This is a genomic window from Pseudomonas sp. 1152_12 (assembly GCF_052850675.1).
Genome location: NZ_VXCW01000005.1, coordinates 80,314 through 99,096, shown reverse-complemented (window position 1 = coordinate 99,096; position 18,783 = coordinate 80,314). Strand labels below are relative to the sequence as shown.

Below are 18,783 nucleotides of genomic sequence, written 5' to 3'. Positions count from 1 at the left end.
CGTTATTAACTGTCCTGGTACCTCAATGAAATCGGGTTCATATATTTTCGATAGGCGTCTGTATGAGCTGCTTCTAGACGAGGGGAGAGCGAGTTTTACGACTCGTGAACTTCGTGATGCCTATGCGCAACGCCTTGAAGGCATGACTTTTCGAATCGGTGATGTGCGCCGCTATGTGTATGAGCAGATCCGCCGAATGTTGCGCATCGGTTGGCTTGTGCACCATGAAGAGCGTCTCGCGCGGGGGCAGGTCTACCACTTGCAACCCATACCAGCCCATTTGCAGTTGGAGCTGATCGATAACGGGTTCGAAAACAGCCTCAATGCTGCATTTGAGCCCCAGCAGGAGCCTTTAGTACTTGATAATGCGGCCCTACCTTTGAGCGTTTCGTCCGGCTCCGATCAGCGCTTGGAATCGCTCCATAAAGAGATTCGTTTGGATTTCCTGTCTTCGATGGGTGAGGCGGAGCGGTATAAGTTGCTTCTGGAGGATATGCCGCATCTGCGTGACAAGGTCGAAAGTGAGTACCTAGACGCGCGAGACCGCAGTTCACGTTTGTTGGGGCATCTCCGCGCTATCGAGAAGACACTCAAGAAGCTTGCCGCCATACGATGACTAGATCGCTACGAGACTGGCAAAACAGATGCATCAACAGGGCGTTGGAGCACTTTACTGTCATGCCACATTTTTTCTGTCAGGCAACTCCTGGTGCCGGCAAAACGCGAATGGCGGCAGAGCTGGCTGGTCAACTGCTTGAGCAGAACAGAATCGAACTAGTTTTGTGCTTCGCTCCGTCTTGCCAAGTTGTTGAGGGATTTCGGTCAACCTTTGCTGCTGTGCTTGGCAAACGCCTCGACGGCCGGATAGGTGCCGTGGGTGCAGCATTCACCTACCAGGCCATGGAATATCGAGATGAGGCATTCTGGCAGCTCCTTGATGACTACCGTGTGCTAGTTGTCTTCGATGAAATCCACCATTGTGCCGGCCATGATTCGCTGCTCAGTAACGCTTGGGGGCAGCAGATACTGCAACGAATACAGAATCGCGCGACCTTCACTCTGGCACTCTCCGGTACCCCGTGGCGATCTGATGATCGAGCCATTGCCCTGGCAAGATATTCCACACCCGAAGGGCATTTGATCTGCGACTACCGCTATGGTCTAAAAGAAGCCATTGAGGACGGAGTTTGCCGTTCCCCTCGAATTGTCTTGCTCGACAATCAGAAAGTGAAACTCACTGAGGAGCTGGGAGCCGATAGTTCCGTCAGGCTGTTTCCAAGCTTTGCCAATCTCCTGGAGGAATCACCGATCACTTACGAAGAACTGCTTCGGCATGACGAGGTGATCGCTCAACTGCTCGATCTGGGCTGCAGCAAGTTAAGCCAGCTTCGCCAGTTCAAACCGGATGCCGCCGGCTTGGTTGTAGCCACCGACATCGAACATGCTCAACAAATTGCCCAGGCCCTGGACGCCCGGGGAGAAGGTTGCCGCATCGTGACAAACAAAACTCCGGACGCTCAACAGATGATCAATGCGTTCAGACAGAGTTCTAGCCGTTGGATTGTCGCGGTCGGGATGATCAGTGAAGGCACCGACATTCCCCGCCTGCAAGTGTGCTGCTACCTCAGCCGTATCCGAACCGAATTGCACTATCGGCAAGTGCTGGGGCGAGTGCTTCGAAGAACAGGGGAATCCGATGATCAAGCTTGGCTGTTCATGATCGCGGAGCCGACACTGCGAGGCTTTGCGGAGCGAATTGCGGAGGACCTGCCGGATGACTTAGCAGTGTTAAATGTTCAGGCACCAGATTTTACTTCAAGTTCAAAGCCGGGTCTGAGTGGCGTTATTGCCAGTGAAGATGGGCTGAATGGCCGTATCAAGAGGGAAGTTCAGCAGACTATTGAAGCGGAAAACACGAACATCGTCTCTCTCGGACGGGGCGTAACTGGACCAAGCTATCAGGTGAGTTTTTCGCAGCATTTCAGGCAGCAGTTACTTGCTTGTTTTTAGTGGTCGAAAACAGAAATTAACGTCTACTCCGTTCCATGCCGTGCCCGACCCCATGGTTTAAAGGGTTATCGCTGCCGGTTGCGAGCGGCAGATTTGGGTCGTCTTCTGCCCGTTGCGAGACGGAAGAAAACGACCCGATACAGCCGGTCGACACTGGCAGAAGTGGACCAAATGCGGAATTTATCTGCTATGACACCAATGACTAGCTGGTCTGTGAGGTAGGCTGTAAAAATATGATCACTACAGTGAGCCAAGATGATTGCTTAAGCTATTTCGTCGTCGTGCATGGCATTGACATTGAGACCTACGAACGACTGGCCGTTCACTTCGAATGTCGTCGTGGCGGCATGCGAGTGACGGACGGAAGCCGGTATATCTCTATCCCAGTCACGATGGCTGCCTTAGAGGGCACCCTTGATTGGGTCAAAACCGAACTCGGGGGGCGCTACTGTGAGCTGTATTTAATAGTGTTAATACATCGTACCCACGTAGCCAAAATGATACTTTCGAACCATCTCAATTGTGATGGCTGCCCTTTGTGGAATAGGGGCGTGAGCAGTATTGATCTCTGCGAAGTATCGCTTCGTTACATCCATGAAATGTTCTGGCATGTCGGGATGAGCAAGATTTTTGAACACCTAACCTTTTTTGAATTGGCTTTCTAGATAGACCGCAACCCTCTGAAGCCGGCGCTGCCAGTCATATGGGTACACGTCCTTCATGTCGTCCCCCAGTTGTTCGACGGGCTGGATCAAGGCAGTTCCGTGTGCGAGCAGATTTCGTAGAGCAAACAAGACATCAATACCCTCACGGACGTCTTTAGGAATGGTTGAGTCCATTGGGGCGCCAAGATAAGCGGAACTCGCCTCGGTCAACTTTTGCCAAGAGCCAGAGCTTTCCAAATCACGCAAAAATCTAGCAAGGAGGCGATCTGGAGCGGTGTGCTCACTCAGCCCGGCAGCCATGTTCCGTTCAATGACTTTGCTCAAATCATCGGTAACGCGTTCTGTAAGGATCGTTCGGATGGTTCCTTCAATTATCGACGCGTTGAGGATCAACAACGCAAAACCATGCTGGTAGCTGTAACGCTCATGGGGCTCTGTCTTACCTGGCTCGATCGAAGCAGTACGAATCGCTGCCCTATGTGCACGCGCAGAGGTTTCATACGCAAGCATAAGAGAGGTTGCTGTCTCCCAGCCTCGATAATTACTCATATTTTTCTTTCTACTTCTGTAGTTCGATCAGGAGTCGAGCGCTCTGTAGCGCGCCGCACAGCTTCGACAAATACTCTCAGTGTGAGAGTGAGATTTTTCATTGGGTGTGACTCCATATCTCGCGGACGTAAAAACCACGGCTTGTTACTGCCAAAGGCCCAATCAAGAGCCGGTGATGTGCTGCGGGAGTTTTTTACTTTACTTGGAGAGTCCATGCAGGACCGCAGCTAGCACACATAGAATCAAGGCAATAAAAATCACCTTACGAATTTTTGGAGGGGGTATCGGCTGTGACTGCGCGTTCACGTTGTGAGTGCGCTCGCAACGCGTGCAGACGAAACCTTCGTTTTGATAATCGTAAAGGTGATCTTGGGGACCAACGCTTTTATCTTTGTGGCCGAACCACTCACACCAGTCATTTTTGGTTTTCATGTCGCCTTCTTTTCCTATAGTCCGGTCTGCACCTAGCATAGTGTGCTGGTTGCTTTGAAGTGGGGGGTGCTCACTAGCTAACCTCGTCGTGGAGCAAAATGGCATTTGACACTTATGGTGCTCAATCTGCGCCTGTCGATGGTGTACTCATACTCCTGCAAATGGATACTGTGAGCTGATGGGCCGGCGATTATTGATTTCGCAGTTCCAATTGTTTCCAAGATCACACCGCCTCTTCCTTCAGCGTTCAGCCCACTTGCAAACATCTTGGCTACACTCTCTTTATCACTCCAAGCAGTACCAATTCTTCCGAGTTCGAATCTATCTAAATTTTCTCCACGATAGAGGAGTAGCTCAGGTCCGTTGTATTGAGGTAACCACTTCCAGAGCATGTCCATTAACAGGTCATCGTCATCAACAAGCGCTCGGATGTGGTGGTGTCCGACATGCCATTGGGTATGAAACCGATCTAGAAGTACTGAGTTTGTAGGCACATAAGCGGCCAGATCCCTGATAAAAGTACGCCACTCATCTCTATGTCTAGAGACATCGGGCCCGTTCATTAGTGGCCCGTATTCATTGCCATTTAGAATATGGCTTAAGAGGGGTGGGTAATCTGCTAGCCCAAGATCAATCTCTGACAAGTTTTTTCGCCATTTCAACGCGCTCAAATCGATATCAATGCACGAGGGGGCATTGTCAGCTTTCAACAGCTTCTTCATCGCTTTTTCCTAGTATGATCAGACGTACTCTTGAGACTCAGCCCAATCGAAAAGCTCATTGAGGTTCGATAGCGCCTCTTTAGCTTCTTCAAGGTCCTGCTCTACCGCCAGAATCAGGTACCTCTTCGACTCCCGCAGGGTGTCTCGCCCTGACTCTGATAATTTTCCATTACCCGTCCTAATGTCCGCAGAAGCAACGTTCATCAGGTGTTTGGCAAGGTTGTATTGGGTACCAGAATCGCCCTGTTCCGCGGCCATTTCAGAATACTTTACAAAATACCTAGTCAGGTCCCTCAGGATCACGCCGTTATTCTCACGATCCATCATCCCGAGGTACATCTGGGATAGAAAAATCTGACAAATATGGTTGCCTTTGTCAGCCTCGGACCTCAGTACGTCGCCAGCTTTAGTATGGCCTTCGGTCTTCAACAGCTTTTGAATATCGGCAACGCTTTTAATTTTTCTACCGAATAATCCATACATCTTAACTTCAATTCCCTGAAATTCTCGGGCACGGAAACCGCATCCCTCTACGTCCTCGGCCCCGGTTTTTTAGGCCAGGGCTTGGGCGCACAAGGCGCGTTTTCCTAGGCCGCTGTGGCGGTTGCGTGGTCGACGGGATTTGCCCACTCGCGAGCCAGCCCGTAAAGCGCTGGTTCGTCGAAATCGACACTTGCCGGGTTTAGCTCAACATCCTGTCGCTCGGCATGCTCCAGCAGCTCTGTGAGCAACTGCGCACGGCGCGCATTGTCTTGCTCAAGGGTGTGAATTTGCATCGACTGCTCCTCCACCTTCGAAGCTTGCTCTACCAGGGTGCGCACCACTGCCGGGACTTCTGCCAAGTCCTCACCTGAGCCCATATCGGCCACGTTGCGAACGTTGTTCAACACTTCTGCGGCCAGCTTGACAGCGGCGCGGTAATCCTCGCCCAGCACCGAGCTATCGCCCAGCGCGTACAGTTTCCAAAGTGCGTTCTGAATGTCCATTTTTCGATTCCCTCAAACTTTGGCGGGCGTACAGCCCAGTTCACTTGGCCCAGCAAGCCGGGTGGAGTAATAAGGTTTTAGCCTGGGGGACCAGTCATTTGCCTTCGCGCATTCAGCTGCTCCCTTCGCCGTTCGTGCGCGCACGTACATGGTGCGAATGACCTTCCGCTTTATTCCTATAACCCTACGTAGATCTTCTCTATCCAGACACTCGGTGGAGTGTGTAAACGGCGAACCTGCACCCTGCGTCCGGGGTGATCGACTTGTAATACACAGTATCCGCATCAATGAACTGGTAGTGGTAAGCGTTGTACTTTTTTTCACCTATAGCATCGAACTGCACTAGGTTTTTGCTAGTCAACCAATATCCTCCGCGCTTGGTTATTAGTTTCGACCTGGCAGCATCCTCGTAAAAAACTTCTCCAAATCTACCGTCAGCTGCCATAGTCGTCGTCCACGCGACGTAACGGCATTCGGGGGTAGCACTGCGCTCACCTTGCCATCGGCCTACTAACGCGGGGTCTTGTGATCCACAGCCTGTAAGGCCTAGTACCACAAACCAAGTTATAAATTTCAACCTCACACTCGCTGGCCTCCATGTTCATTATCAGGTTGGGACATTCTAGCTTCTACGCTTACGGCCTAGGTTTTCGGCCAGGGCTTGGGGTGCATTTGAGCGACTTTGCCTACCTATTCGGGCTCTTGACCCGTACCTGGCGACTGGCGCTTTCTATGGCAGAAAGTCACTAGAAAGAAAATGCAAACGAACACTACACACGACCAAAAAATCTTTCCGCCTGTGGGCATCTGCTCGACGCTCTTCCAGAACTCAATTAATTTATCCATATGCTCTTTTCCTACGGAACCGTTCAGTTCATCTGCGCACGTTCATTAGTGGCTACAGCGTGGAAGAGCGTCCCAACTTCGGCGCCTTGCTGCGGAGTCAATACCAGCCCATGTATTAGCCCTCTCAGAAGCCCGACGGCCTCTGCCATTACCAGATCCAGGTGACGTTGGTCATTCACTGAATCTATTGTTTCCAGCATGCTGACCAGGAGCGGTAAATCGACTGGTGCGAGATTGAGTGAATCCAGTTTGCGTTTGGCCGCATCGCAGTCCAGCGGAAGTGTTGCGATTTTGCTCATCAAAAATACCCTCGTTTGATAGAGGCGAAATGCCCCCTTTACTACGTCCTCGGCCCCGCGTTTGACGGCAGGGCTTGGGGTGTACCTGGGCGACTTTTCCTAGGCATCAGTACGCAGTGTCTGCGTTCCCTTCGATGACTCGTACAGGCTTACCTACCTCACGCTCAACCGCGGCTAGATGGGCCTTCTGACGATCAACAATGTGAAGTTCAACCAGCCGGATCAACTTGCGCAGTTCGTAAAGGCGGTCAAAAGGAAAGGAGATTGCATACTGCAGGTGCAGCGCAAGCTCTCCTGGTCCATCCTCTTCGCGAACTGTCACCGTCTCAAACGCGTTTTCGTCATTATGGGCGACATAGGTATGGCGCAAGTCAATGATTTTGCAGTGCTGATCCAAGTAGATGGGCTCAGATTTAAATACCGAAGAAGCGTCTAGCTTTCGGCGTCCCTTCCCAGCGCCTATAAAGCATTTGGCATACGAGTTGACCGCACTTTTGAAGTGGCCTAAAAACTCGAGGATGGGGGGGTACGAGGTCCAAAGATGAGGATGGCCTAGCTCTTCTGCTTTGCTGATGTAGTAACTAGCTTCGTGTATCTGCCGCATCAGATGGATCTGACTCTTATAGCTGCTCAACGCGCTCATCGGTCTTACCCGTGGTCATTTCGCGGACGCGAAAACCGCGCCTCTCCTACGGGCTTAGCCCCGACTAGCGGGGCTTGGTGGTGCAGCGATTTTTCCCTCAACTTTGGATGTGGTCGAAAAAGCCTTCGGCCTCAAGCTCTTTGTACTGCTGCTCAAGAATCCAGCCCCGGACCTGCTCTGCTGACAACCTGTCTGGCGAAACCTGCATTTCCTTTGCCGCAGCATCACGGTTGGCCTCAATTTCGGCTTCTTCTGCAAGCGCGATCACAACCTCGTCTTCCTCTGTTCGGCTTCGGCCAACGGCAATCCGTGTGAAGTCGTACAGATAGGAACAGTGGCGGCAAAACAGCAGTGCTACCTTCGCGTTTTCAACCTCGACCTCTGCCATTTCACCGCGAAGCCCGTGCCAAGTTTCTTTGGCAACGGTAATGGTCATGGTCGATTGGCCGTCAGTGATCCAAGCATCGCACCGCGAACAATTCGTTATGACGTGCTTGATCGGGGTAATGGTCGCGGTCATGGTTTTTTCCTAGCCCCTCCTTGCCAAGCCATGTTTTCGGACGTTCCTTGAGTACAGCTATACCGAGTTTTCAAAGTCAGAGCCGTTCGCCAGTGACCTGAAATTGCTCACCGTCGTTGACACCAGGGAGCTTGAAGAACAGGTACAACCTTTCTTTATACTCGGTAATTTCTACGTTGGTCCGGGTAGCTTTTGCATGATTGAATCCGGTGGAAATCATATCTTCCAAGGACGAAAGATCCGGATGCCTAACGTCTGGACTTACACGATACTCGCGGACTTTCGAGTTGCCAGCAGAGTTTTCGAGCTTACAAAGAAGGTAAATATTTTCTGCACCGCGTTCATTATTTCTGATTTGACTCGAAAAATGATCAACCTTGTATTTCGCCATTTGTGAATCTCCAGTGATGAGCGATATCACCATATTGGGTGCGTTTAACGCACCTGTCAATGCCATTTTGGCTCCGTTTCTTTTGATCACCGGCCCCCAGTCTGTAATGGCGTAACTTGATCCGCATTTTTGGATTTGAACGTGTGCCTGCTCAGCTGCAACCCGGATTAGATTGGATGCAGTTTTTTTGTCCAAACCTGTCTTGGCAGCGATTCCCACCAATGTGGCATTCGACATCGCATCGATGGCCCCAAGCACTAGCAGCATGCGGCGTAGGTCGCCCTTGGCGTACGAAGTAGATTCGATCACTTGCAACCCTCAGAGGTGCATTAAATGCACGTAACCAGTCCAGCCCATGCGCCAAAACTCTGCCTTGAATTGATCGGGTGTCATTCTGGTGCCCATTAAATAATTCTCCGCACAATATCGCCAAGCCGCACCGGATCGCCCGCACACAGTTTCTTCACTGCCTCAAGGCTCTCAATCCCAAGTATTTCGCTGATGTGCCGCAAGTCGATGCCACGACGCTTGAGCTTGACCGCAAGCGTCCGACGACCTGACTGTGCGCTGGCCCCCTCGATCCCCGCGAGGCCGAACAGGCGTGTATAGAGTCGGCTGAGCTGGTTCGCGCTGTAGTACGTTTTGCCGTCGCGCCGCTGCGCGCTGATCTTTAACCCTTCGCCTGTGCGACCGGACACAAACAACGGCGACTCTGGTTCAAGACCACGAAAAGCCATCACCCTGGTTGAAACGCCATGACCGCGTGTAAGGCGTTCTGCAAGGTGCGCGTCTATGGCATTGGTCAACTTCTTGCTGGTCCAGCACAACGGCCTAGAACGATGGTTGTAGGCAATCTCCGCTCGCACCTGGGAGTCGATCAGCACAGCACCTGACTCGGTGAGGTAGTCGCTCACGCGCAAGCGGCAAATCTCCGTCACTGTCATGCCGGTGCCGAAGCAGGTAAGCAGCAGCGCAGCGTCACGACTGCCGTTCTCTGGGCTGCTCACCTTGGCGACTCTCACAGCATGCTCAAGCTGTTCATCTTCGATAACAATCGCCTTGGGCATATCTCACTCTGAATGTCGATTAACCATCAATCCTGACATAGTACGGCAACAAAAAGGCCGGAGATAGCCCCGGCCTGCTCGGTGTATCTGGTGTTCACGGAAAATGAGAGGGGGCATATAGGGAAATAGGTGTAAGCAATAAGCCAGAATGACTTTAGATATGCAGTCGCATGCTGTGAGCATTGACTATCGGGCTGAACCAGAACCGCGCCGGCGGTCCGCTTTTGGCCTAAAGTCGCCTCTCGTGACCGGCGAACCGAACCAGCCAGTCCATATCAGCGGGGGCCAGTCAGGCTGGAGACCGTTCCACTCTACGCGCATCTTGAGCAACAGACGCCGCACATGCAGTGATGCGCTCAGCTCTCACAGGCCCTCAAACATCTGCATATCGTAAGTCTGAACAACAGATTCGCAGTAGTCGGCATACGAGCGCTGGCTTACCACTCTGTGTCGCCAGTGGGATATGGTGAGTGGGCTGTCCTAACATGCGCAACATCAGCATAATCCGAACCGTTCACATGTGGTCAGTCGGGCTCAAGACAAGCTTCCATTAATGGCTTCAGCATGAGGGTGCCAGATGAGCATCGACAAGACGACTAAATTGACCAGTACCCGTAGTGAAGAAAATGCGAACCTACTACTCCGGGTAGGATGGACGCTTTTGCTCGTGGCTGAACGTCGGGAAGGCGCCTATCAATGGCTGCTTTATCAGTTCGGATGGCAACGGGAAGGTGAACCGCCTGAAATCACTTTACCGGTGTTGAGGGTGGCCCAGACCCCTTCTGATCACATCGGATAACGGAAGACGATAAGAAATTGGCATAGCAAATGGCCCAACTCCGATAAATCAAAACTAAAACAGGCGCTTGCATTGTACTTGACCATCAGTTTGCATTCGGCTTGACCAATTGCATCGTATCGACCACCAGAGACATACGCCGGATGTTCTTACGCACGCTTGCGACTTTTGACCCTTCGCATCGACTCGCCCTTCAGTTCGATGACATGGGACTTGTGGACAATACGGTCAAGAATTGCGTCGGCAATCGTGGGGTCGGAGAACAGGTCATACCATTTCTCTTTCGGGTACTGGCTTGTGATTAGCAATGACCCGTTCTGTGACTGCTGGTCTATGACGTCCAGGAGGAACGGGCCAAGTTGGGCGTCAATGCCACCGATGCCCAAATCGTCGATGATTAATAGTTCTGCGCGGATCAATTGCCGACGTAATTTGGGCATGGTGTGGTCAGCGTAAGAAAGTGAAATCTCTTCAAAAAGCTTCGTGGCCGTGCGGTACATCGTTGCTCGCCCAAGCCGGCAGGCCTGGTTCCCGAGTGCGCAAGCGAGCCAGGTTTTGCCAGTGCCCGTGGCGCCTGTGATGATCACATTCTGGCGTCGTGCCAACCATTCGCACTCTCCTAGGCTCATGACAGTATTCCGGTCTATGCCTCGGGATGCTTTGAATTCAATGCTGTCCATTGTGGCTTCACCCTCACGAAGCCTCGCGGTCTTAAGCAAGCGGGCAACCTTTCTACTCTCCCGCTCGCTGTTTTCGGCGTCCACCATCAAACCAAGCCTTGTATCGAATGGTTCTTTCAGCAGCGCGGGTGTTTCAAGCTGTCGTTCTTAGGCCACGGCCATCCCGTGCAGACCAAGAGTCATCAGGTTTTGCGCAGTATTTAGGATTGACTTCATAGTGGCTCATCTCCTTGTGAGGCGTAGTATTCAGCACTACGTATGTTGGCGTGTTCAACCAAAGGGGCGGATCTTTGGTAGCTGGGACGCAGGTCAGATTCGTTCCGAAGGATTGACCGTAACCGCTCAGAACTCAGGACTTTTAGGCTGTTGGCATAGCCGCACGCAGATTCAAGACGAGACGGCGAGATCGCCCCGTTTCGAACGTCGCGTTTCAGGCCAATAACGGCCTTCAAACCGGTCGCGAAATCTTTGCGTAGATTGAGGTTGTCCTTCACGAAACGGAGCGTTTCAAGCCCGATCGTCTCAGCCCATACCATCAGCGCCTCCGGCTGAGAGTCTTGGAAATGGCTGTGATTCGGAGCCAAATGCTCTCTCAGCGTGCTTGATCCGCGCTGGCGGTTAAGCTTGTGCGAGCCGATGACTCGGCGCTGATGAAGGATTTCGAGCCAATCGTCTCGCACTCGTAAATCGACGAGAAGGTTCGCAAAGTGATAAGGAACTGAGTAGCTGTGCTCTTCAAAACCCACGTGGTAATCGCTACCCACCCGAACCTGATACACCCACTGACTGTAGCTGTATCGCTGTTCTGGGAGGGGCTTGAGGGCTGGGTAATCAAGCTCAAGGAAGCGGCTGGTTCTGCTCTTTGGGGTACGTTTGAGTGATTCGATTGTTCAGTTCATCGACCCAGAAGCTGATTTTCTCATTCAGTTCATCCAGAGAAAAAAAAGTGCTCGCTCTCAGCCTCGCAAGAACGAACCGCTGTACCACCTGAACGGCGATTTCACCTAGCGACTTGTCTTTCGGCTTACGCGGTCTGGCGGGGTAAATTTGAAATCCGTAATGCTCAGAAAACTCGGCGTAGGCACGATTTAAAGTCACAATATCTCTCGTGTTTTTAGTTACTGCTGACTTCAAATTATCAGGCACAACGAACCGAGGAGCACCGTCGAAAAACTCCAGAGCTAAAGCGTTGCATTTGAGCCAGTCCGGTGTCGTTTGACTATTTACAGCGGTGGCAAAAATGTATCCCGAGGCACCGAGCGTTGCCACGAACACTTGCGCCTGGTTGATCGCCCCCGTGTCCGGGTTTGTCACGGGCATTGTCCTGCCACAAAAGTCCACGAAGCATTTGTCTCCGGGGAGGTGGATCTGTCGCATGCTCAATTTTTGCTTGTTGACCCACTCACGATAGAGTCGCGTGAATTGAGCATATGACACGCCTTCTGGCTCGCTCGTACGAAACTCTTGCCATAGAAGCTCTAAAGTAATGTCAGGGAGTTTCAACTGTTCATGGACAGCGAGCCATGAGGGGTAGGCCTTCCTTTGGGATGAGCCTTTCGGCTGGCTATGCAGTCGCTCCGCGAGAGCTTTGTCGTCAAGGTGCTTCAGCTCTTCCCAGCTTTGCCCACACTGGGCTAGCTGATCGCGAATGGTGCGAACAGTGTTGTGGGACACTTTGGCTAAAATACCAATCGCCCTATTCGAAAGCCTGGGGTCGCACGCAAGACGTAGCACCTCGCGCTGTGTAACTATTGGCAGCCTCATGCGTTCTCCTCGCGACAGGCGTGTAAGTGCCTCACAAGTCGCGCCGTGTGAAAATTGCAGACAAACGGAAGGTGGTCGGCTTGACGCCGAACGCGAGGGAACACAAAATGGTGGTGCGTAGGGCTCAAAACCTAACACCATCAAAAAAGCCTAGGGCTCCACCCCTGGGCTTTTTTGTGCTCCAAATCCACCGGCTAGTTCTTAGCCTGGTCTCATTGCGATACTCCTCAAATGCCTAAGTCACACGGCCTGCTGCCGTGCGCAGCGTTGCGTGGCAATCCAGCATGCGACTTCTTTGGACAGGGCAAAGAAGCCCCGACGATTGGACACCTCAAACAGGGGCACTTCGATAGTCCCCCGCTGTTTGGCTTTTCGAAACGCATCATAGGACGCGTATCCCAACTCTCTCCACAGCGCGCTGCCCCCCACCATCAGGCCATATCGATCTTTAAGATCAAGCTCTAATTCGGATGCCAGATTGTGGATTTCAAGGGGCTCGCGCATCGCACTTAATGTCCGGTTTGGTCACAGTTAATAGTAATAAACCGCCCCCTTGCGCTCCAGCCGTAAGACTTCTACATTTTTTACGGTACAACGATCAGTCGGTGAATTTTAAGTGTCTGATTTTAGAAGAATTACAAAAATTTATTCGGATTTCGCAGATAGCTTGCGCGAACAAATTCCGAAAAATAACAGCTCCCGGAGCAACACAGTAGAAATGCTCGCAGTGGGCTATTGGTTCGAAGGCCTCAGGCAGCGGACAGGCCTAAAAACTGCCTATGCCCTTGAGTTGTACTTCGAAAAGGAGTCGTTTCGAAGGAACACGAATGGCACGATCCGGCATTACCGAAGCAAGTGGTCAAGATATGAACAGAAAATGATCTCGCCCAAGGCCAAGACCTTGAGCAGGGTGGAACTGCTAGCACCTGGGTCCTCTCGAGACCTGAACCACCCCATATGGACGTTGATGAAGCTGATCTCCCGGCAACAGAAGATCAGCTTCGACAGTTACTTCCGAACCCTAAACACTGACATCCAACTGGTGCTTTATCGCAACACCAGCAACATGATTTGGGACAGTGTTCAGCGCGAACCAATCACTCAAGTTCTACTCGAAAAACTCGAACGCAGGGCAAGTCTGGATGCCCTCGCTGCGCTGATCGCGATAGTGGTCGAAGCGCATCATCTTGGTCGAAAAGCGGTTGCTATCAAGGCAGCAAGCACATTACACAAAGTACTTCTTATGCTGGCGATGGAGCTCCAGGCGCGCGGTGTTGCAGTTGGCCTAATCGATTGGCTGGCGTTCAATGTCTTGCATCTTGGCGTGCCTGCGCACTTGCAAATTTGGATGAACAGCGCTGACTACATCCACGCATCAGCCCATTTGAACACCATGGTTTACCAGCATCCTGATAGGCGCGGAAAAACCCTGCCTTGGAAGCTTCGCACCAGGCTGATGTGCAAGCTTCTTGCAGGAGATATGGGTATTGACGTTCTGCACGCAATGCGTCCCCAGTTCGAGTTGCGGGAAGATATCGGGGAAATCGCGGCCGAGTTGGTCGAGGACTTTAAGAAGACTTCGGCATTAAGGACGTGGGGGTGGATGTGCATAATTGATGGCACGCCACAGGTAGTTCCGCCCGTAGCGCTGCTGTAGCCCTCCCATCATTCGCTAGGCGAGTGGTCAAGTCCAATGCAAATGCCTGGTCAAGTCCGATGCAAACGCCTGGTCAAGTCGAATGCAAATGGGTGGTCAAATGGAGTGCAATTTCCCAAATACTTTGAAAAGCGGGCATAAAATCCGGTTCTTCACGGAATCCCGGGAAACACAGAAACAAGAACGCCGATTTGATTGATGATGTTCGTGCGAGCAAACACATCTAACAAACCGGCGTTCTTATGCGCGATATTAATACTTTCCTTCCTTTTTGGGAGGGCTTTTCTGTCGTCACGATCAAGCCTGATGGTGATGCCCTCCAGATCAATCTGACACCCCACGCCACCCGATTCCCTTCCTGTGGTGGGTGCCAAAAGCCCTGTTCAACCACGCATGAGTATTGCGAGCGAGTCATTCGTGATTTACCCATTCTCGGTCGCGCAGTACGCCTGAGCGTTTTGCTCCGACGCGTTGGTTGCCGCGACTGTGGCAAACGCATGGAGGCTGTCAGTTGGCTGGATCGCTATGCCCGCATGACACGGCGTCTGGCAGAGGCGGTCACTCAAGCCTGTGAACGCCTTCCCACGTTGCACGTAGCGCAGATGTTTGGGCTGCATTGGGAGACCGTTCGGGTGCTGGAGCGTCGAGCCTTGCAAGCAGCATTGAGCGTTTTGCCAAAGGCGCAACCGAGACGCTTGGTGATGGACGAGTTCGCATTGTTCAAAGGTCATCGTTATGCCAGCGTTGTTCTGGATGCGGATACGCGACGGGTGCTGTGGATCGGCGAAGGCCGCAGCCGGGCGGCGATCAGGCCATTTTTCGAAGAGCTGGGGCCAGAGGGGTGCGCCCGAATCGAAGCGGTGGCAATGGACATGAACACCGCTTTTGACCTGGAGGTTCGTCAGCACTGCCCAAAAGCGCGAGTGGTCTACGACCTTTTCCATGTGGTGGCCAAATATGGCCGAGAGGTGATTGATCGAGTTCGCGTCGACGAAGCCAATCGACTGCGTCACGACAAGCCAGCCCGAAAGGTCATCAAGCAAGCGCGTTGGCTGCTCCTGCGCAACCCGCAGAACCTGAAAACACCGGAGCAACAGGTCCGCTTGGAGGATTTGCTGGCGGCCAACCAAGCATTGATGACGGTCTACTTGATGAAAGCTGAACTCAAAACGCTCTGGACGCCAAGTACCGCCTGGGGCTGGAGATCAGCCTGGAAGCAATGGCTGCGCCACGCTCATGAAAGCACGATACCGGCTCTGATCCTGTTCGCCAAACGGCTAAAGGGTTACTGGCGGGGAATCGTCAGCCGGGTTCGCTGGCCGATGCACACGGGGCAGTTGGAAGGCATAAACAATCGAATAAAGGTCATCAAACGGATGGCGTACGGTTACCGGGATAGCGAATTCTTTTTCATGAAGATCAAGAGCGTCTTTCCCGGTAATCCGTGAAGAACCTAAAATCCTGCATCCCCCCAAAAACAGTCGTCTATGAGAATGTCAGTTTCACGTCGTGTCATGACTTACTCCAAGAAAACCATCAAAGATTTCCAACTGCGGTGAACATAATCCAGCCTCCACACATCGAGCAAATCACGCCCAACCCTCGCAAGATCCTGCCGCCTCCCTGGATGCGCATTAGACCAAGTGCTCCCAATGCCCCGATCAGGTGCAGGGTGGCGGTGGTGGCTAAAAAGCCAAGTGTGTAGCCAATCTTGTCGTCAATGATGGGCATTTCATAGCCATGCGCATAACCATGCAGCGTGCCGAATAGGCCAACGCCCAGCGTGGCAACCACGGTAGGCATGCGTTGATGCAGGGCAATGGCTGCACCCAGGGCGATGACTGACAGTGCAATGCCAACCTCCAGGCCTTGCAGATCTATCATCGACATGCCGATAAGGCCACCAAAGAGCATGCACAGCACAAAAGCGCCGGGGACGAGCCAGATGGCGCGACCGCCGATTTGGGCACTCCAGGCCCCAACCGCCACCATGGCCAGAAAATGATCCAGCCCGGTCAATGGGTGCAGCCAGCCAGCCTCTATGCCGCTGTGGGCTTGTGCGCTAAGCGTGGTCAATGCCAAGAGAATGGCGACACAGGTGCCCTCTAGCTGGTGTTGGCGAGTATTCATGGCGTGGGCACCTCAAAACTTAAGGAGGCCCAGATGCTTTCCCAGTCGGCCTGATACTCCATCACCGAGTGCATCTGGACGGCACTCAGAAACCACAATCCAGTCTTTTCCAAGGTAAGCTCCACTGCACCGTCCTGGTCCGTTCTGGCCTGTTGCTCCTGCTGTGGATCATCCTTGGCCCAGGCCCGAACCAGCGCCCCAGCCACAGGTTTGCCCTCGCGCAGCAAGCGAGCTTTGAACCGCCCGCCCGGCTTGAGCTGGAACGGGTCATTGACAGCAACAAGTTCCAGCGGCAAATCCACCACCCGGTCAAAGCCAGCACTATCGCTATTGACCCGAATCAAAGTCTTGGCGCAACGCAAAAACTGCTCACGCCCTGGCGCATCGGCGATACCCAGTTTTTGCCGTTCGCTGCGCACCTGTTCCAGCCCCTCTTCGATCAGGTATTTGTCGAACTCATCACCGGGCAGAGTAAGGGCGTGAGCATGGGTAAGCATGGCCACAACAACGGTGCCGGGCGGACCGGCGCGAAAATGTCCCACCGGGGCCGCACCGTCACGACCCTTTACGGCCTGTTTACCTTGCGCGTCGTAACGGTCAAACGTCTCGATCATGCCAGGCAGACGCCCCACTCTCTCACCTGGCCAACTGACACCCACCCGCAGGTCGATGGCCACCAGATCATCTTTGCTGACCAACCCTTTGTGAGGAACCAGCCAGAAAGCATGGGCAAAACAGTTGCCGCATAGTGTCGCTAGCAATACCCCAAGCCAAATAGGCCGCCAAATCATCATGCCCCTCCTCCCTTAGCCCCAGCAGCTTTCACATCCCTATCTACAACCGATCAAGGCGCTTTTTGTGTCGCCAAATAGGCAATGATGTCCTGCCGCACCTGGGCGTTTTCAACGCTGAACCCCATAGCCTGCCCCGGGATAAACTGTTCCGGGTCTGTCAACCATCGGTTCAGGTTGGCGGGCGTCCAGATAACGTCAGACTCCCTCAGTGCTTCTGAATACGCAAAACCCTCTGCACTACCAGCATGCCTGCCCACAACGCCACCGTGCATCGGCCCGACCGAGTTCACATCCAGTTGATGACACCGGCTGCAATTGAGCAACCAAGCCTTCTGGCCACGCACAACGTCACCCGTATCAGCCTGAACTACTACGCTGGTCATCAATAGCAGTGCGAAGCTCGCACCCAATGTGCCTAAGTGATTAGTGATCACGGTGTGCCTTTCCTTGTGGTGCGGGCCTAGCCTCATGTTCAAATTTGACCTCAGATCACTTTTTGTCTGACGGAATGACGTAGGGGAACTGATCGGTATACAACTTTGGATTGTCGATGGCCTGGTCGGTGGGTTTGCCTATGAGGAGGGTGAGCATGGCGCTCATCGCATCATCATCAAGGTAGCGTCCGTTACGCACATCGGCCGAATACACTGCCTTGCTGCCAACCTCATAATTCAGCACATCGGGAATCAGCGCATCCGCCACTTTGTCGCCATAGGCGAATGGTTGAGCCTGCGTCTGTGCAATGCCTGAAGCGCGCGCAGTGCTCGCTGATACGAAGTTTTTCAGTACTGACTGGGTGTTGGGTCGGCTGCGATCATGCTCGACTCTGACAGCCTCGTCTTCGAAATACATAACGTGCGACAGCAAAGGATTGGCCGAGTATTGAACTTGGCTCCACTTGCCATTTTCCTTGAGCGCCGTCGTCATGAAGACCTTGATATTTTTGCCCAGCATTTCATTGGGAATTTCCAGCACAATTGCACCACATTCCTGGTCTTTGAAAATATTGGTGCCGGAGGCGGACTTCCAGACTTGAGGGTCATACTTGCCAGCCTTCAGTTGCGCCGAATACGCTCCCAGGCCAGACGAATTACCGTAGAACGGGTCTTTGATGATACCGGTCCAAAGTTCAATCTTGTCCTTCAGATTGACGCTGCCGCCGACCTTACCTTTACCAATAGCCACACCCGTTTCACCCACTCGCCCGTTTGGGTTGTCCGACAAGTAGGCCATGACCTGACCGTCGCGAAACTGGAACGAGAATGTGTGCCCCTCCTTGAACTTGTCATCCAAGGCAACATGAATGTTGTACAAGGCATTCGGCGAGAAGGTAGCACCATGACGCGGACTTGAATTCACATTCATGATAATGACCGTGCGCCCCGGTGAAGCCGCTTGAAACACGTAGTTGTCCAACTGGCTGATCGCCGTGTTGGTTCGTGCAATGGCAACCTCAAAATGGTGGCTCGCATGTGCCGGCAGCGTAGAACTGGCAAGAACAGCGGCAAGTACCGCTTTCATCAGCAAGCGATGGGGGGCAAATGCTTTATTATTCATAGAGGTGCTTCTCCCGGTAGGTGTCCAGTCCAGCTTCATTTCGAGGTATATATGTCCTGCACCCAGTTAGTACTGCGGACGTCTACTTAAACATTGCGTCGTAACCGGCCACGGGCAATGGCCTCAGTGTCATCTGCTTGTAGAACTTGCTACCAGCCTGAACAACCTCACTTAGACCACTATGCACGGTTTACGTAGCCTATTGCGCCGTTGGCAAATGCCGGAAGGTCCAGCAAAGCGGAGCTAGCGGCAGTTACGTATTAAAAATCATA

Annotated in this window: 22 protein-coding genes and 1 pseudogene; 5 read left to right on the top strand and 18 right to left on the bottom strand. The window is 52.7% G+C overall.

Annotation, left to right across the window (positions count from 1 at the left end):
* The first annotated feature begins 25 nt into the window (after positions 1 to 25).
* Together FW764_RS10660 and FW764_RS10655 are read left to right on the top strand one after the other, a co-directional pair.
* The gene (locus FW764_RS10660; protein WP_177032618.1) at positions 26 to 616 is read left to right on the top strand and encodes a hypothetical protein; all 591 of its coding nucleotides are present in this window, start codon (positions 26 to 28) and stop codon (positions 614 to 616) included.
* Positions 613 to 2,010 (top strand): DEAD/DEAH box helicase, encoded by a 1,398-nt coding sequence (locus tag FW764_RS10655; RefSeq protein WP_446433899.1) that lies wholly within the window; start codon positions 613 to 615, stop codon positions 2,008 to 2,010. Before FW764_RS10660 ends, FW764_RS10655 begins: the two co-directional genes overlap by 4 nt.
* Positions 2,011 to 2,648: 638 nt before the next feature.
* Here the strand turns inward: FW764_RS10655 and FW764_RS10650 are convergent.
* The 10 genes from FW764_RS10650 to FW764_RS10605 form a co-directional block, all read right to left on the bottom strand.
* Positions 2,649 to 3,224 (bottom strand): hypothetical protein, encoded by a 576-nt coding sequence (locus tag FW764_RS10650; protein WP_446433898.1) that lies wholly within the window; start codon positions 3,222 to 3,224, stop codon positions 2,649 to 2,651.
* A gap of 198 nt (positions 3,225 to 3,422) precedes the next feature.
* Complete coding sequence (locus FW764_RS10645; protein ID WP_177032611.1) at positions 3,423 to 3,656, bottom strand: hypothetical protein; 234 nt, start codon at positions 3,654 to 3,656, stop codon at positions 3,423 to 3,425.
* Between the two features lie 77 nt (positions 3,657 to 3,733).
* A complete protein-coding gene (locus tag FW764_RS10640; protein ID WP_446433897.1) occupies positions 3,734 to 4,378 on the bottom strand; it encodes a hypothetical protein in 645 nt (214 codons plus the stop codon).
* Positions 4,379 to 4,396: 18 nt separating this feature from the next.
* Positions 4,397 to 4,861: a hypothetical protein gene (locus FW764_RS10635; protein ID WP_446433896.1), complete on the bottom strand. Its 465-nt coding sequence runs from the start codon at positions 4,859 to 4,861 to the stop codon at positions 4,397 to 4,399.
* Positions 4,862 to 4,965: 104 nt separating this feature from the next.
* Complete coding sequence (locus FW764_RS10630) at positions 4,966 to 5,364, bottom strand: hypothetical protein (RefSeq protein WP_446433895.1); 399 nt, start codon at positions 5,362 to 5,364, stop codon at positions 4,966 to 4,968.
* Between the two features lie 869 nt (positions 5,365 to 6,233).
* Complete coding sequence (locus FW764_RS10625) at positions 6,234 to 6,509, bottom strand: hypothetical protein (RefSeq protein WP_256823111.1); 276 nt, start codon at positions 6,507 to 6,509, stop codon at positions 6,234 to 6,236.
* Between the two features lie 106 nt (positions 6,510 to 6,615).
* A complete protein-coding gene (locus tag FW764_RS10620; RefSeq protein WP_446433894.1) occupies positions 6,616 to 7,152 on the bottom strand; it encodes a hypothetical protein in 537 nt (178 codons plus the stop codon).
* 97 nt (positions 7,153 to 7,249) lie between these two features.
* The gene (locus FW764_RS10615; RefSeq protein ID WP_446433893.1) at positions 7,250 to 7,672 is read right to left on the bottom strand and encodes a hypothetical protein; all 423 of its coding nucleotides are present in this window, start codon (positions 7,670 to 7,672) and stop codon (positions 7,250 to 7,252) included.
* Between the two features lie 76 nt (positions 7,673 to 7,748).
* Positions 7,749 to 8,372 (bottom strand): hypothetical protein, encoded by a 624-nt coding sequence (locus FW764_RS10610; protein ID WP_218187373.1) that lies wholly within the window; start codon positions 8,370 to 8,372, stop codon positions 7,749 to 7,751.
* A gap of 95 nt (positions 8,373 to 8,467) precedes the next feature.
* A complete protein-coding gene (locus tag FW764_RS10605) occupies positions 8,468 to 9,130 on the bottom strand; it encodes a tyrosine-type recombinase/integrase (protein ID WP_017476131.1) in 663 nt (220 codons plus the stop codon).
* 577 nt (positions 9,131 to 9,707) lie between these two features.
* Here FW764_RS10605 and FW764_RS10600 point away from each other — a divergent pair.
* Positions 9,708 to 9,929 (top strand): hypothetical protein, encoded by a 222-nt coding sequence (locus tag FW764_RS10600; protein WP_446433892.1) that lies wholly within the window; start codon positions 9,708 to 9,710, stop codon positions 9,927 to 9,929.
* A gap of 149 nt (positions 9,930 to 10,078) precedes the next feature.
* Here FW764_RS10600 and istB read toward each other — a convergent pair.
* The 4 genes and pseudogenes from istB to FW764_RS10580 all read right to left on the bottom strand — a co-directional run bounded on the left by istB (position 10,079) and on the right by FW764_RS10580 (position 12,877).
* A pseudogene (istB, locus tag FW764_RS10595) lies at positions 10,079 to 10,825 on the bottom strand (IS21-like element helper ATPase IstB).
* On the bottom strand, positions 10,822 to 11,373 hold the full coding sequence (locus FW764_RS10590; protein ID WP_446433891.1) for a Mu transposase domain-containing protein: 552 nt from the start codon (positions 11,371 to 11,373) through the stop codon (positions 10,822 to 10,824). Before FW764_RS10590 ends, istB begins: the two are co-directional and overlap by 4 nt.
* A gap of 73 nt (positions 11,374 to 11,446) precedes the next feature.
* Positions 11,447 to 12,373, bottom strand: coding sequence for an IS21 family transposase (gene istA / locus FW764_RS10585; RefSeq protein ID WP_446433890.1), 927 nt, complete (start codon positions 12,371 to 12,373; stop codon positions 11,447 to 11,449).
* A gap of 240 nt (positions 12,374 to 12,613) precedes the next feature.
* Positions 12,614 to 12,877, bottom strand: a complete 264-nt coding sequence (locus FW764_RS10580) for a hypothetical protein (RefSeq protein WP_446433889.1) — start codon at positions 12,875 to 12,877, stop codon at positions 12,614 to 12,616.
* Between the two features lie 112 nt (positions 12,878 to 12,989).
* Here FW764_RS10580 and FW764_RS10575 point away from each other — a divergent pair, with 112 nt between their 5' ends.
* Both FW764_RS10575 and FW764_RS10570 read left to right on the top strand, forming a co-directional pair.
* The gene (locus FW764_RS10575; protein ID WP_446433888.1) at positions 12,990 to 14,030 is read left to right on the top strand and encodes a hypothetical protein; all 1,041 of its coding nucleotides are present in this window, start codon (positions 12,990 to 12,992) and stop codon (positions 14,028 to 14,030) included.
* Between the two features lie 242 nt (positions 14,031 to 14,272).
* Positions 14,273 to 15,478, top strand: a complete 1,206-nt coding sequence (locus FW764_RS10570; protein ID WP_446433887.1) for an ISL3 family transposase — start codon at positions 14,273 to 14,275, stop codon at positions 15,476 to 15,478.
* An 88-nt stretch (positions 15,479 to 15,566) separates the two neighbouring features.
* Here FW764_RS10570 and FW764_RS10565 read toward each other — a convergent pair whose 3' ends face one another.
* Genes FW764_RS10565 through FW764_RS10550 form a run of 4 tightly spaced genes read right to left on the bottom strand, consistent with a single transcriptional unit; the run spans position 15,567 to position 18,511 of the window.
* On the bottom strand, positions 15,567 to 16,160 hold the full coding sequence (locus FW764_RS10565) for a HupE/UreJ family protein (RefSeq protein WP_446433886.1): 594 nt from the start codon (positions 16,158 to 16,160) through the stop codon (positions 15,567 to 15,569).
* Positions 16,157 to 16,951, bottom strand: a complete 795-nt coding sequence (locus FW764_RS10560) for a DUF4198 domain-containing protein (RefSeq protein ID WP_446433885.1) — start codon at positions 16,949 to 16,951, stop codon at positions 16,157 to 16,159. The genes FW764_RS10565 and FW764_RS10560 overlap by 4 nt, the downstream gene beginning before the upstream one ends.
* 53 nt (positions 16,952 to 17,004) lie before the next feature.
* Positions 17,005 to 17,388, bottom strand: a complete 384-nt coding sequence (locus tag FW764_RS10555) for a c-type cytochrome (RefSeq protein ID WP_446433884.1) — start codon at positions 17,386 to 17,388, stop codon at positions 17,005 to 17,007.
* A 55-nt stretch (positions 17,389 to 17,443) separates the two neighbouring features.
* A complete protein-coding gene (locus FW764_RS10550; RefSeq protein WP_446433883.1) occupies positions 17,444 to 18,511 on the bottom strand; it encodes a DUF4331 family protein in 1,068 nt (355 codons plus the stop codon).
* Between the last annotated feature and the right edge of the window lie 272 nt (positions 18,512 to 18,783).

Bases quoted from the DNA above. Each gene is read 5' to 3' on its own strand.
- FW764_RS10660 (WP_177032618.1), top strand. From the start codon at position 26: ATGAAATCGGGTTCATATATTTTCGATAGGCGTCTGTATGAGCTGCTT.
- FW764_RS10655 (WP_446433899.1), top strand. From the start codon at position 613: ATGACTAGATCGCTACGAGACTGGCAAAACAGATGCATCAACAGGGCG.
- FW764_RS10650 (WP_446433898.1), bottom strand. From the start codon at position 3,224: ATGAGTAATTATCGAGGCTGGGAGACAGCAACCTCTCTTATGCTTGCG.
- FW764_RS10645 (WP_177032611.1), bottom strand. From the start codon at position 3,656: ATGAAAACCAAAAATGACTGGTGTGAGTGGTTCGGCCACAAAGATAAA.
- FW764_RS10640 (WP_446433897.1), bottom strand. From the start codon at position 4,378: ATGAAGAAGCTGTTGAAAGCTGACAATGCCCCCTCGTGCATTGATATC.
- FW764_RS10635 (WP_446433896.1), bottom strand. From the start codon at position 4,861: ATGTATGGATTATTCGGTAGAAAAATTAAAAGCGTTGCCGATATTCAA.
- FW764_RS10630 (WP_446433895.1), bottom strand. From the start codon at position 5,364: ATGGACATTCAGAACGCACTTTGGAAACTGTACGCGCTGGGCGATAGC.
- FW764_RS10625 (WP_256823111.1), bottom strand. From the start codon at position 6,509: ATGAGCAAAATCGCAACACTTCCGCTGGACTGCGATGCGGCCAAACGC.
- FW764_RS10620 (WP_446433894.1), bottom strand. From the start codon at position 7,152: ATGAGCGCGTTGAGCAGCTATAAGAGTCAGATCCATCTGATGCGGCAG.
- FW764_RS10615 (WP_446433893.1), bottom strand. From the start codon at position 7,672: ATGACCGCGACCATTACCCCGATCAAGCACGTCATAACGAATTGTTCG.
- FW764_RS10605 (WP_017476131.1), bottom strand. From the start codon at position 9,130: ATGCCCAAGGCGATTGTTATCGAAGATGAACAGCTTGAGCATGCTGTG.
- FW764_RS10600 (WP_446433892.1), top strand. From the start codon at position 9,708: ATGAGCATCGACAAGACGACTAAATTGACCAGTACCCGTAGTGAAGAA.
- istA (WP_446433890.1), bottom strand. From the start codon at position 12,373: ATGAGGCTGCCAATAGTTACACAGCGCGAGGTGCTACGTCTTGCGTGC.
- FW764_RS10580 (WP_446433889.1), bottom strand. From the start codon at position 12,877: ATGCGCGAGCCCCTTGAAATCCACAATCTGGCATCCGAATTAGAGCTT.
- FW764_RS10570 (WP_446433887.1), top strand. From the start codon at position 14,273: ATGCGCGATATTAATACTTTCCTTCCTTTTTGGGAGGGCTTTTCTGTC.
- FW764_RS10565 (WP_446433886.1), bottom strand. From the start codon at position 16,160: ATGAATACTCGCCAACACCAGCTAGAGGGCACCTGTGTCGCCATTCTC.
- FW764_RS10560 (WP_446433885.1), bottom strand. From the start codon at position 16,951: ATGATTTGGCGGCCTATTTGGCTTGGGGTATTGCTAGCGACACTATGC.
- FW764_RS10550 (WP_446433883.1), bottom strand. From the start codon at position 18,511: ATGAATAATAAAGCATTTGCCCCCCATCGCTTGCTGATGAAAGCGGTA.